The following is a 14,682-nucleotide window of genomic DNA, read 5'->3' on the forward strand; positions in this document are numbered from 1 at the left end:
TTATAAATGGAAAAATGATTGTTAAAGCTCGCTTAATGCAATGTCTAATAATTCAATCATCTCATCTGCATTTTGTTTGTTGAAAGGCATTGGTGGTTTTATTTTTAATACATTATGCAATGGGCCATCGGTACTTAATAAAAACCCTTTTTCTTTCATTTTTTCGACAACAATGTCAATTTCAGCGACAGCTGGTTCCATTGTAAGGTGGTCTTTAACCATTTCTGCACCAATGAATAAACCGTGTCCACGAACATCGCTGATAATAGGATATTTGGCCATTAATTTTCTAAGGCCGTTCAAAAGGTGGTTTCCGACTTCTAACGCGTGCTGTTGCATTTCTTCGTCTTGAAGAACATCTAACACCGCTAATCCTGCCGTCATAGAAACCGGATTACCTCCAAAAGTGTTGAAGTATTCCATGCCGTTATTAAAAGCATTTGCAATTTCATTAGTTACAATTACGGCAGCCAGCGGGTGTCCATTACCAATAGGTTTTCCTAAAACAACAATATCTGGAACGACATCTTGCAATTCGAAGCCCCAAAAATGGTCGCCAATTCGTCCAAAACCAACCTGAACTTCATCAGCAATACAGATTCCTCCAGCAGCTCTAACGTGTTCATACACCGTTTTTAAATAATTTTTAGGAAGCGGGATTTGGCCTCCAACACCTAGAAGCGTTTCGCAAATAAATACCGCAGGTGCTTTATCTACTTTTTTTAAATCTTGAATAATTCGTTGTACATCAACGGCATATTTTTCGCCAGCTTCTCCGTCTCCGTATTTATAAGGACCACGATACAAGTCTGGGTTAATTGCTTTATGAATCCAAGGCATTTTCCCAAAACCGCCTTTACCGTCAAATTTATACGGGCTCATTTCCATAGCAACCGTTGAGGTACCATGATACGCATGATCTAGTACGATAATATCTTTTTGTTTTGTGAAATGACGACTCATTCGAATTGCTAAATCATTAGCTTCACTACCCGAATTGACAAAATAGCAAACACTTAAGGCAGGTGGTAAAGTAGCGGTTAGTTTTTCGGCATATTCAATAATGGTGTCATTAAGGTAACGCGTATTTGTGTTTAAACTAGCAATTTGTTTTTGCATTCTTCTAACAACAACAGGGTGACAATGCCCTACATGTGATGGGTTGTTGACACAATCTACAAAAGTTCGACCTTTATCATCATAAAGATATTGTAGTGCGCCTTTGGTGATTTTTAATTTGTCTTTGTAACCAATACTTAAATTTCGACCAATGTTTTTCTCACGAGATTCTAATATATCAGTATAGTTTTCATCAGTGATTAATGCTTTAAAACCACACGCTTTTCTAAAAGTATCTTGCGCTTTTATTGGATTAATTCGAATAAGTTGGTTCAGCAATTCCCAAGCAGGCTTTTCGGTAAGAAAATGATGTTCGTTGTTGCTGTCTAATGATGCATTGTAAGCAGACTGTGTCACACTAATACAAAGTCTCGCTGCAATAAGATAATACAATAAATCAACTTCTTGCTCAGTGAGTGCATACGATTTATGATACCCTTCTACAATTGATGCCGCAACAGCCAATGGATCTTTCTCTCCTAGCATCGCATAAGTACACGCAATCGCTAGGTTGTTGATAAGTACTGTGTAAACCATATCTCCAAAATCAATTAAACCACTTATTTGATTTTCTTGAACTAGGATATTATAATCGTTTGCATCGTTATGTATGTAGGCATGACGCAAAGTATGGATTAGAGGCAGTACTTCGCTGTCAAATTGCAATAAGAAATAGCCCGCGATTCTTCTTTTTTCGTGATCTAAAATGTATTTTAAATTATCATTTGTCTCGCTAGCACAACTTACATCCCAGGTATAGCGACGGTGCATGGCAAGATGAGAAAAGTCGCGAAGTTCATAATCCATATTTCCTAAAAAGGATCCTAGATTGTAAAATAACTCCTTTGATCTGTTTTCTTTTTCTACCCAAAAAGTGCCTTCTAAAAAATTGAGTATTCTTACATAATATATTTTTGAATCAGCTTCAATTTTTGTCAAAGCATCGCCCTGCTTGTTGATGCAAAACTGCTGAAATTCATTGGCAAGCGAGCTTTTTGATAAGTGCTGAATAATTTTAACCTGCGCGTCTAAAAACGGAAGAGGATGATCTTCATTTGATATTTTTAGAATATACTTTTCGTTTGTATCAGTAGATAAAAGAAAATTTAACTCGTCATAACCATTTAATGATTTTGCGGTTGTAGTTAGGCCATAATGGTCTTTGGCTAATTGCTCAATAGTTTCTTCTGAAAAATTCATCAGTAAATTTTTAGTATTCGTAAATTTTATTTCCAAATTATAGCTTGTGCAGGCTGCAAAGGATTCTGTCCAACCAATATTTTGCTTCCTTGTGGAATCGCTAGTTCGACAGGGTCGTTTGAGTAATTAACTCCTACATAGAAGCCATCTCTCCATTCGACAAAAACACCACTTGGTAAATTCTCAATGGCCACATTTGCTCTTTCATATACGCTGCGTACAATTTGTCTCTCTAAATTTCCATCAGTACTTTCTACGCCAATGTAAGTTACTGTTCCTTTGCCTAATTTTCTAGTAACTGCGGCAGCTTTGCCTTTATAAAATTGGTCTTCATAAGTGGCTAAAACTTCGGTTCCTTTTCTAGGAGATAATACATCTGCCCACGTATTCCATTGAAAGTTATTGTTATCTGTCTTAATATCCCCTTTCATATCTGTAACCAAAACATCAAAAAAGTCAACATCAGCTCCAATTAAAGGCACGATTGGCGCGCTCCAGTTGGCTTCAAAAAAATGGCCGTTTTTATCTTTTTGTCCAGTTCTACAACTTAAAATCAAGTTCCCTCCTTTTTCAACATATTTAGTCCATTTATCCACTAATTTTTGATCAATTAGTTGATATGCTGATGCGACAATAAATGGGTAGTCATTAAAATTATCTTCCTCTGTAAGGAAGTCGACTGGCGCGCCTGTAGATTTGATAGCTGAAGAATACGTATTTCTATGTCTCCAAGTATTCCAATTTTTGGTTTGTTTGTGATTTTCTAAGTCCCAAAGATTTTCATGACTCCATAAAAAACCTGTTTTTCTATTGGCAATTTTTTGCGGAAGTACTGCTTTAGGATTGTACTCCTTACGCAATAGTTTCATATCTTGAATAGACTGTACAAATTCTTTTCCGCCAGTAGAAAGTGTCACTCCATCATTACCTACAATACCTTCGTGATACATTTCGCTACTTCCTAGTGGGTGTCTGTATCTATAAGTACAAGTAAAAGCGCAACCGCCTCCAAAGGCTTGTGAAAGCCACATGTGAACAGTTCCTGGTTGCAATTGTGGATTGATACCTGCCCAGTTTACCTGTCCTGGTTGTAATTCCATAATTCCTGTAACGCCACTGATGGAGCGGTAATAGTCGTTTGCCTCATGAATTTTACTAGGATGTCCCATTCTAAAATTAGCTCCGCCTAAATTATTTTGACCACTTACTGGATACATTGTATAGGTGATAAAGTCCATTTTATTAGCTCTTCGTGGATCTGAATCGTAAGTTACATTAGTAAAGTTAGTCGTGATCCATTGTTTTGGATCGGTATATTTTCTCAATATTTCGGCTTGGTCGTTTAAGAAACTAGCTTGAGCATCGGCAGTGAATCGCTTGAAATCTAAAATGGTATGTGGACTTAACTTATCTTCAAAATAAACTTCGGTGTTAGGTAATACAATTTGTTCAAAGTTAGAATAACGTGTACTCCAGAAACTACCAACCCATTCCGTATTCAATTTTTCAATAGTACCGTATTTGGCTTTTAGCCAAATTTGAAATGCTGTGCGAGCAGAAGGACTAAAATCCTCCGTAGACAAAGGCTCGTTGTCAATTTGCCAACCTATAACATTCTTATTTTTACCGTATCTTTTTCCTAATTCAGCTACTATTTTCGCTGTGAATTCACGGTATTTTTCATTGGTTACTGAAATATTTGCTCTATTTCCATGTTGTCTTCGGTTGCCTTTAGAATCAACTAGATATATTTCAGGGTATTTGTCTCCCATCCAAGCTGGTGGAGTAGGTGTAGGTGTGCAAAGAATCACTTTTAAACCTTCTTTTTCGGCTATTGCCATGGCTTCGTCCAGCCATTTAAAATCATATTTGCCTTCTTCAGGCTCCATATATGTCCAAGCAAATTCGGCGAAATGTGTGAATTCAAAACCTAACTTTTTTATGTTTTTTAAGTCGCGATCCCATTGTTCTCTTGGCCATTGCTCAGGATAATAATACACACCAATTTGCATTAAATCAGCTTTATCAAAAAATCGTTTCGGGTCTTTTTTTTCTGTTGCAGCTGCTTTTTTATTTTGAGCAACTATTGGCGTCGAATGGCAAGTAAATACTACCAAAGCTAATAATGTGAGCTTAGTTAATAAGGAATTATAAGTTATCATTTCTTAATCGTTTGTTTTTAGTTATTTAATAGTAAAAGTAGAAAATGAGCGGCTGACCAGCTAAAATTTTCAGCTTCTAATCCTTTTCCAGTTGTAGGATGGTAATTCTCTCTTATAGATTTTCCTTTTTCTAAAGCACCTTCGGTGTTATGAATCAGTTTTTTTGTTAGAAGATTGGCTTCTGTTTTGTAACCGTATTTTTCCAATCCATTAATACCAAAGTAAACTTGATCTAACCATATTGGTCCTCTCCAATATCCATTAGCTGGATTGAATTTCGGATTGTTTTTAGCCAATGTTGGTAAAGGTACAAAGGTATTGAAGGTGTTTGGATTAAGTAAATTATCTTTTATGGCCTTTGCTTGTTTAGAAGAAGCAACTTCAGCCCATAGAGGCAAGAAACCTTCACACCCCATATCTTTTACGAATGTTTTTCCGTCCAATGAAGTGTCATAAAACCATCCTGTACTTGGGTCCCAAAACTGTGTCTGAATTTGCTTTTTTAGGGTTTTGCTTTCCCTTTTCCATTTTTTTTCATCTTTAGCTAGTTTTAGAACGTCAGCCATTTGACTCAAATAGTTTTTCTCAGCATAAAGGAAAGAGTTTAAATCCACACTTTCTTGGTCCAGCGAATACGCATTTTCGGCGTTTTTTAGTACTTTGCTGTTGTCAAATCGCACCGCATTATCCATTCCGCTTTCCCATTTTCCAGCCACTAAAGTACCATCTGTGGAGCCAAATTCACAAATCCCGTCTTGATCGTGGTCACGCTCTTTGTACCACCAGGTATGATATTTCTTTAATTTAGGATACATTTCTTTAACGAAGTCTATATTTTTATTTTGTTTGTAAATTTCCCAAACTGCCCAAGCAGCAAGTGGTGATTTAGTATTTCGATAATTATTAGGTTCAATCGAGGTATCTCTATAGATACAATCAGGTATAAAACCATTAGGCTCTTGAAAATCGAACATAGCTCGCACTTGGTTTTCGGCTAGATTTGAATCTACATGAGCAATTGCCGCAGCATGCTTCCAGCTGTCCCAAGCCCAGAAACCATGGAACCATTCGTAATGATAGCTAGGGAATAAGCCTGCGTGTTTTAAACCTTCGGCGGCGATTCGAGTGTTGTTTTGCAAAGTGAGTACTAATTTCGCAAGGAAAGTGGAGTACTCAGAACCTTTGTATGTTGGTTTCTTTTTTGCAATTAGTTGTGATAATTGATTTTCTTTTTCTTGTTGTGTTTGTTCTAAAACCGAATCAAATTGTAATCTTGAGATACTTTCTTTTTCTTTTTTCCAGTCATATTGCGGAAAAATATACGTTTGAGAAACTACTATTTCTTTAGTTTCATTTGGTTTTAATACAAGTTGAGGAGTCTTTGCAGTAAAGCCGCTTTTTGTAACCTCTATTTTGCTGTCCTCATTAATAAACTGCAAATAACCAATCGCGTTACTTTTTGATGAAACTATTTTTAAAGACTTTTCTACAACTGAAAGCTCCAGGTTATCTAGATAGATATCTGATTTGAAAGCAGGCGTAAGTGTTATGTTTTTTGAAGAAGTATTTGTTATGCTAGTTTTTTGAATCGCAGTATGTCCAGATGAAAAAAACAATTCTTGTTTGATGCTTAGTTTTTCATTTGAAAACTCCTGTTCTAAATGACTATTGTAACTGTTCTGACTTTTTAAAGCCGTTTTCCAATTGATCATTTCTTGCTGTTTGTCATCGATTAGATGCAAAGAAAGAAAGGAAGAACTCAACCAAACTCCATTTTGTTCTGTCATTAAAAATGGACCAGAAAATCCACCTTGAATACTTGAATGCTCTAGCAATCCAAAGGCAAACCAAGCGCCCTTATCAGAAAAAGCCAATGATTTTCTATCCTTAGCATTTTCAGGGTTTCCTTTATAGTTTAGGTTGTTTTTACTTAATTCTAAGTTGCTAAATTTACTTTGGGCAAAACTAGCTTGTAATAGTAAAAAGAATAGAAGTATATAAAATGTTTCTTTTTTGTACATGATTATTTAATTTGTTAACATAGAAAAGTACAACTCACTTGTCATTATAATATGTATTTGGTACGAGCACACAATATTTGTTAATATACATTCTCTCACAATAACTCTATTGTGTAACTTAAAAAATGTATTTTTTTAAAAATAAGAAGAATAGCCCAAATATTATTCGGACTATTCTTTTTATTTGAATCTATTTTATTGTTTTTAATTATTTTGTATTTCAGTTAAAGGCACTGGATAGAAATTATTTTTTGCAGCGTCAAATCCAGTACGACCCACTGCGTCAAGAGCCGCTTTAGTTTTTCCCCAACGACGTAGATCATAGAAACGGAAGTTTTCTAAAGGGAATTCAATGATTCTTTCATGTTCAATTTGTGCTTTTACGGCATCATAAGTTAGACCTATCATCGCCGGCATATCAGCACGAGCTCTTACTAAATTGATATGAGGAATTGCTTCAGCTGAACGTTGTAATTCGTTTAATGCTTCTGCCTTCATCAAAAGCACATTTGAATATCTCATTAAAGGTACATTAAGCCCTAAAAATTCGGTATCCATTTGCTCTTGGGTAGGAGGTAAATACTTACGGAAAACAGGTTTGTTAGCAGTTCCAAATTTCTCGTCATAAGTAGCTCCAAAAATTCTAGGATTTGAGGCATCATTAAAATATGGATCTTTAAAGAAAATAGTACTATAAAGACGGCTGTCATAATTTCCTGTAGTTGCTATTTTTCCTTCTTTTTTGAACTCATTCATCAACATATCTGTTGGTAAAATTTCGTCCCAACCGCCTAATTCACTCGCAGCCATCCAGAAATGAAGTGCAGTACGATAGAATGCTCCGTTAGAAGTGTTTTCACTAAATTGAAGTTCAAAAATAGATTCTTTTGAGTTTTTGTTTGTTCCATTAAATAAACTCACATAGTCCTTTACTAGTTCGTATCCTTGAACTTTATCAAGAGCTTTAACTGCTTCAGTAAGATGGGTTTGTTTTTCAGCAGTTTCCTCATATGCTCTAGTCAAATATGCAAAACCTAGGTAACTATTAGCAGCTCCGCTTGTTGCACGACCGGCTTTATCGGCAGCTTGAGCTGCAGGAAGCACTTCAGCAACTGCTTTTAATTCACTAACAATAAAATTCCAAGTTTCTGCACGTTCAGCAAGAGGACTGCTTATTTCATTCTGATTTGTAATATATTTAGTTCTTAATTTTATTTTTTCCCAATTAAGAATTAATTTCAAATGATAGTAAGCTCTTAAAAATCGTGCTTCTGCAATAATTTGGTTTTTATCAGCATCACTAATAGCAGTTGCAGGCATTTCTCCCACTTTAGTAATAACTTGATTAGCATTACTAATACCACGATAATTTAACTTCCAGTAGGATGTTAATTGGCTATTACCATTTGTATACGTAAAATCGGCAAGTTCCACCCAATTTTGATAATTTAAGGCATCGCTACCCAGTTTGCAAATGTCTTCGCGATAGGCTTCAACGGGCCATTTTACTTCGGCAAAGGCATATTCTTCAACTGATCCTTCTAAATAAGCATAGGTTGAGGATAATCCAGCCTCGGCATCAGCCTTATTTCTCCAAAAAGTAGAAGAATTAAGTTGGTCTAGAGACTGCTGTTCAAGGAAATCATTACTACATCCTACTAGTGTAAAGATGCATAATACGGTAATAAAATTATATATGTTTTTCATGATTGTTTCTTTATAAATTTCTTAAAATACGTATTGTACACCTACAATAAATGATCTTGTAAATGGATATACAAAACGGTCAACACCAGTGTCTAGCAAGTTAGTTCTTGAGAATTCTGGATCTGTTCCTGAGTATTTAGTGATGGTGAATACATTTTCAGCACTTACGTAAAATCTAAGTTTGTCTATTTTTGCTGCTTCTAATAATGAGCTAGGTAATGAATATCCTATTTGTAACTGTCTCATTCTTACAAAATTTCCGTTTTCAAGGAAACGATCTGACTCTCTGCTGTTTCCGTTTGGATCACCAAGTACAGCACGTGGAATGTTGCTATTGTTATCTGGAGTCCAAGAATTAAGGGTTGAAGCCAACATATTAGTTCCTGAGCTCATAGACTCATAGAAATATCGATTTCCGTTGTATAGTTTGTTTCCAAAACCACTTCCAATCAATGTACTAAAGTCAAATCCTTTGTAGCTAGCTCCTAAAGTTATATTAGCTTCTACTTTTGGTAAACCTGTACCTGCATATTCTTTATCATTTTCATCAATAACACCATCATTATTTAAATCTTTGAATCTAATGTCACCAGGTTTTGCATTTGGTTGTAGTAAATTTCCGTTTGTAGCATGGCTATCAACTTCGGCTGTAGTTTGAAATATACCATTGGTACGGTAAAGATAGAAAGAGCTTATTGGCGTTCCTACTCTTGCTTGAGTTGGGAAATGTTCTGTGTCAAATTTAAGTCCTTGTCCGTTAATAGCTTGGTCTGTATTAGCAAGACTTTCTACTTTGTTTCGAAGAGAACTGATATTAAATCCTACATTATATTTAAAGTCATTACTTTGTTCGCTATAATTAACTTCAAACTCAAGTCCGCTATTGCTTACTTTTCCAACGTTAAGAATTGGGTTGTCTATTCCAGCTGAAGGTGCTAATTTCTTGGTAATTAACAAATCAGCTGTAACATTGCGATAGTAATTTATCGAACCACTAACTTTACCATTTCGAAGGGTATAATCAATACCTATGTTTTTAGAATCCGTAGTTTCCCATTTAAGGTTACGGTTTTCTAATGCAGTTGCAATACTTCCTGGCCAAGGGTTACTTCCTGTTCCTTGTACGTAACCAGAATTTAAATAATTCCCTGAGTAAATCAAAGAGCTAGAAGTGTAATATCCTAAAGCAGCTTCGTTACCTAAACGTCCCCAGCTCGCACGTAGCTTAGCAGTAGAAACAATGAAATCCTCTGGATAAAAATCTTCTTTATCAATTTTCCAACCTAAAGCCACAGATGGGAATGCCCCCCAACGACTGTCTTTACCAAATTTAGATGATCCATCATAACGCAAAGTAGCTTGTGCTAAGTAACGATCTTTGTAAGAGTAGTTGATACGACTAAAGTAAGAAAGTCTATTGTATTGGTATTTAGAGCCATCAGCTGAGTAAGTTCCTCCTTTTCCTGCTCCAATGGTTTCAAAACCAGAGTCTAAAAATCCTGCAGGACGTTCAGTTGAAACAAGTTGACCGTCTACTACAGATTGGTCCGTCGTTTTACCTTCGACCGTGATGTCATTCCAGTTAGACGATGATGGATTGATGGTACTACCTAATAAAAAGTCAATAGCATGTTCGCCAAATTTTTTATCCATCATTATGGTATTTTCAAAAATTTGCTCACTCCAATACGTTCTAACTTCTCTGTGTACCGTATATTTTTCTGGCGCTTGTATGTTTGCGATAAAAGGCGCGTTATGTGCTGTGCGTTGTGAATTTAATTCGTGGTGAGAATAGGCAGTTTTAAATTTCAACCAAGGTGCGATATTAGCAGTGATCGAAATGTTAGCCGTTAAATCTTGACCTCTTAATTCGCCACTTCTAAAGCGCTCATCAGCTACTGGGTTTGTGTTAAATGGTAGTCCATCTTTGTTTGTTAATCCATATCCGTAAGTTTCATTTGAATCCAATACAGGAACTAATGGAGCTATTGCATACACTTCTTTTAATTGAAAGTTAGGTTGCTCACTTTTAGTCGATAGGTATGAAAGTTTAGTATCTACGTCAAAAATTGATTTCTTAAAACTTACTCTTGCACTTGCATTTTTTTGTCCAAAGTTATTATCGATGATAATTCCTTTTTCTTTAGCATAGTTACCGTATAAAGCAAATTTTATAACTCCTTCGCGGCCTTGAATACCTAAACCATAGTTTTGTGCTAATCCCGAACGAAAAACTTGGTCTTGCCAGTTCGTGTTCGCTGTTGTCGGAGCGCTTATATATGCTGGCAATGCAACTGGTGTATTCGCATACTTATTGTATTCGTCATACATTCTTTTATGAACGGTTTTATAACCTTCAGCATCTAATAATTCTATTCTTTTTGCTGATGAAGTGCTATTTACAAAAGAAGTGAAATCAACTTTTATACCTTCTTTAAGACCAGATTTAGTAGTAACGATAATTACTCCGTTAGCAGCAACTGACCCATAAATTGCAGCAGCAGCTCCATCTTTCAGCACTTCAATAGACTCAATATTTGTTGGGTTTACAGAACTTAAAGAACCTTGAAATCCATCAATGATACATAAAGGTTCTGTGTTTCCAAAAGTATTAATTCCTCTAATTTTAATTTTTACAGCAGCACCTGCAGCACCACCACTTTTTTGAACATTTACACCAGCTACTAAGCCTTGAATAGCTTCTGAAGCATTGTTTGTAGCTCTGGTTTCAATACTTTCTTTCTTTATCGAAGAAATTGCTCCAGTAACATTCCCTTTTTTGATGGAACCGTATCCAATTACAACTACTTCGTCTAGTTTATTGTTTTCTTCCTGAAGTGTAACGTTTAACTCTTTACTGTTGTTTACATTTAATGTTACTTCATTAAATCCAATATAAGTAAAAGTTAAGCTTGGGTTTTTTATATCAGCAGGGATTCTTAATGTGTATTTTCCATTTTCATCACTATTTGTACTGATGCTAGTTGTTGCTAATATAATATTTACTCCGGGGAGTGTATTTCCATTAGCGTCAGTTATTTTTCCTGAAACACTTTTTTGCGGTTGATTTTCTTGTGCAAAACTAAAGTGTGGTTGGCACAGAAACATCATAAAGAGAATGAAATTTATCCTCTTAAATAATAGAATTCGTTTTTTCATTGGTAATAAATTTGGTTAATTAAAGTTTTTTATTTGTCTAGTTTTTAGTTACTTGTTTTTATTGTAAATCGAATTTTATCCCTTGTGCAAGTGGTAAGCTTGTGGTGTAATTAATCGTATTTGTTTGGCGTCTCATATATATTTTCCAAGCATCAGATCCAGATTCTCTTCCGCCACCAGTGTCTTTTTCGCCACCAAAAGCACCTCCTATTTCTGCTCCAGAAGTTCCAATGTTCACATTTGCTATTCCACAGTCAGAACCTACAACTGATAAAAATCTTTCAGCTTCACGTAAATTATTAGTCATAATAGCCGATGATAATCCTTGTCCAACTCCGTTTTGAAATTCAAGTGCGTTATCAACATTTCCGCTGTATTTTATTAAATATAAAACAGGGGCAAATGTCTCGTGTTGTACAATCTCAAATGAATTTTGAGCTAAAGCAATTGCTGGCTTTACGTAACATCCACTTTCATAACCTTCTCCAGAAAGAACTCCGCCTTCAACTAAAATAGTTCCGCCTTCTTCAACTACCTTATCTAAGGCAGCGGTGTACATTTTGACTGCATCTGTGTCGATTAGTGGACCCACATGATTGTTTTCGTCCAATGGATTACCTATTTTGAGTTGTTTGTATGCTGAGACAATGGCGTCTTTTACTTTTTCGAATATACTTTCATGAATAATCAAGCGGCGAGTTGATGTACAACGTTGTCCCGCTGTACCTACAGCTCCAAAAACAGCCCCAATAACAGTCATTTTTATATCGGCATCAGGAGTTACGATTATGGCATTGTTTCCTCCAAGTTCTAAAAGAGATTTACCTAAACGTGCAGCAACAGCTTGCGCCACTATTTTCCCCATTCTGGTTGAACCTGTAGCTGAAATTAATGGGATTCGATTATCTGAAGTCATCAGTTCACCCAATTTATAATCACCATTAATCAAGCATGAAATTCCTTCGGGTAAATTATTTTCTTTAATAACTTCGGCTATAATATTTTGACAAGCGATTCCACAAAGTGGCGTCTTTTCTGAAGGTTTCCAAATACAAACATCTCCACAAATCCATGCAAGAGCTGTGTTCCAAGCCCACACGGCAACAGGAAAGTTAAATGCCGAAATAATCCCAACAACTCCCATAGGATGGTATTGTTCATACATACGGTGTCCAGGTCTTTCAGAATGCATCGTTAAACCGTGTAATTGACGAGATAAGCCAACAGCAAAATCACATATATCAATCATCTCTTGTACTTCTCCGTATCCTTCTTGTAGTGATTTCCCCATTTCATAAGAAACCAATTTTCCTAATGCTTCTTTGTTTTGGCGTAATTTTTCTCCAAATTGGCGAACAATTTCACCACGCTGCGGAGCTGGCATTAAACGAAAGGTTTTAAAAGCCTCCGTAGCCGATTGTATTACCTTTTCGTAATCTTGTAATGTAGACATTTTTACAGAACCAATCAATTTTCCATCGACTGGGGAATTACTTTCAAGGATTTCGCCATTTGCAAAATGATGCAATCCTGTAGAGGTACCTTCATTAATATCCTTTACTCCTAGTTGGGTTAAAGCTTCTTTTATTCCAAATTGTGACGTTGTTGTAGTCATGTGTTTTATTTACAATTAAGCATAGTTCCAGCGCTAAAAAACTTGATTTTATCTAGTTTTTAAGGATAGCATTGGATACGCTGTAGGGTTTTCAGGTTATTTTGTAGTTAAATCAAAATTAGAAGTATTCAAATATTTAGCATTTTGAGTACCGCTTATTAATTATTTATTGATTTTGTAATTTAACGTCTGTACTTTCAAAAATTTTATCAGCTGATGAAGCGATAAAACCTTGATATAATTCTCCATTTGGCATAGGGTAGCGAAGTGCAAATTCGTAATAACAAGATGGAATTTGCATGGTACCTTCATCAAAATTTACGCTATGTAAATCAGCAAGTGTGCTTGATTGTTCTAATAATTGTGCTGGAGTACCTTTGATTTTTCCCCCAGAGGAATTAAGTTTCCATCCACTATTTTCTAGGAAAGTATTCAAATCCTCTAAACTATTAAAACCTTTTAAAGCATTTGCGTTGATCGTGAAGTGGTTTGCACGAAAGCCATATACGTACATCCAAGCGGCGTATTCAGACTCTTCTAAAAGCAAATTGTAAACAGCTAGGGACTTGGTTTTCCATATAGCGCCACTTAATACTAATTCTGGATTATTGAATGTTTCTGCATCACAATTATCCAAAATCTCTTTTACTGTTGCCTGTAATTTTGGAGAACATTTCTCTAATTCTAATTCTGAGATAAAAATTCTTGGAGCATTTTTATCAGTTGAATGCTCATAATGCTTTGCAAATAACTTTTTTGATTCAAAAATATACTCTCCTTTTTCTTGATATCCAACTTCCAGAAAAAGTCTTTCTAACACATTAATATTAACTCGTTTATCATTAAATGTTCGAATAGCGATATGATCATTTTTTATTTCTTCTCCTTTTTCCTCTAATAAATCGTGAATTTTTTTAGCGGATGGAGTAATTTCAGCGTATTGCTCCCACAATTTTGAAAGTAATTCGGTTTTGTTCATTTTTAAAATATTTAGTATGATGTTAAATGTAACTTTAGTGACAACTGTGTCACAATGGCACTAATTTATTATTATAAATCCCCCATTTTAAGGTTGCATTTATGTGGGTTTTAAATTTTATATAATTGATAAACAATTGGTTGAATAATAATATATCATAGCGATAAAACGAATTATCTAGATAAATAGATCGTAAAAATTCATGATACAAATGGTAGAATTTCTTAAATACTAATCCAATATTGAGGACTTGACTATTTTCACCAAAACTTCCTTTTATAATAATGTAATTTGGATATGACATTGTTACAAATCCGAAATGCATTATTATAGAAAGCAATAAATTAGACGTTTTTAAGAACGTTTTTGACTTTTTGATTACCATCGTAATTTATTTGTTAGCAGAGTTAAAATTCAATTTTAATTTAAGTTTTGGATTCACAAATATTAAATTATTTCAAGATAAAACATCATAAAGAAACTTTACTTGACCTTTACATTTTTAACTAAACCATTAAATACAGAGGGCTTAGCAAAGAATTATGAATATTACTAGTACATTTTTAGTATGATAGGGATTTTTTTTAAAGGCAGTTTTTATTCTTATCAAAATAAAATTCAATTACAGAAAGAATAGAGGGTATCTTAAAGTAAGAATATGTTGTTGATTAGTTTGATATAGCACTACCAATTATGAAGTTCTCAGTGAGAAAAGCAATC

Annotated in this window: 7 protein-coding genes; all 7 read right to left on the minus strand. The window is 35.0% G+C overall.

Annotated features, from left to right (window positions below; all coding sequences use genetic code 11):
- Nucleotides 1–21 precede the first annotated feature (21 nt).
- On the minus strand, nt 22–2,319 hold the full coding sequence (locus FQU23_RS05005; RefSeq protein WP_147672853.1) for an aminotransferase class III-fold pyridoxal phosphate-dependent enzyme: 2,298 nt from the start codon (nt 2,317–2,319) through the stop codon (nt 22–24).
- A 26-nt stretch (nt 2,320–2,345) separates the two neighbouring features.
- Nucleotides 2,346–4,481, minus strand: coding sequence for a beta-galactosidase (locus tag FQU23_RS05010; RefSeq protein ID WP_147672854.1), 2,136 nt, complete (start codon nt 4,479–4,481; stop codon nt 2,346–2,348).
- Nucleotides 4,482–4,498: 17 nt separating this feature from the next.
- Nucleotides 4,499–6,502 (minus strand): MGH1-like glycoside hydrolase domain-containing protein, encoded by a 2,004-nt coding sequence (locus tag FQU23_RS05015; protein WP_147672855.1) that lies wholly within the window; start codon nt 6,500–6,502, stop codon nt 4,499–4,501.
- 204 nt (nt 6,503–6,706) lie between these two features.
- Nucleotides 6,707–8,209 carry a RagB/SusD family nutrient uptake outer membrane protein gene (locus FQU23_RS05020; protein ID WP_147672856.1) on the minus strand — a complete coding sequence of 501 codons (1,503 nt, stop codon included), beginning with the start codon at nt 8,207–8,209 and terminating at the stop codon, nt 6,707–6,709.
- A 21-nt stretch (nt 8,210–8,230) separates the two neighbouring features.
- Nucleotides 8,231–11,368 carry a SusC/RagA family TonB-linked outer membrane protein gene (locus FQU23_RS05025; protein ID WP_147672857.1) on the minus strand — a complete coding sequence of 1,046 codons (3,138 nt, stop codon included), beginning with the start codon at nt 11,366–11,368 and terminating at the stop codon, nt 8,231–8,233.
- 58 nt (nt 11,369–11,426) lie between these two features.
- Nucleotides 11,427–12,983 (minus strand): aldehyde dehydrogenase family protein, encoded by a 1,557-nt coding sequence (locus tag FQU23_RS05030; RefSeq protein ID WP_147672859.1) that lies wholly within the window; start codon nt 12,981–12,983, stop codon nt 11,427–11,429.
- A gap of 166 nt (nt 12,984–13,149) precedes the next feature.
- Nucleotides 13,150–13,962: a DUF1338 domain-containing protein gene (locus FQU23_RS05035; RefSeq protein WP_147672860.1), complete on the minus strand. Its 813-nt coding sequence runs from the start codon at nt 13,960–13,962 to the stop codon at nt 13,150–13,152.
- Nucleotides 13,963–14,682 lie beyond the last annotated feature (720 nt).

The sequence above is a fragment of the Flavobacterium sp. XN-5 genome, from assembly GCF_008033395.2.
Taxonomy (GTDB): Bacteria; Bacteroidota; Bacteroidia; order Flavobacteriales; family Flavobacteriaceae; genus Flavobacterium; species Flavobacterium hiemivividum.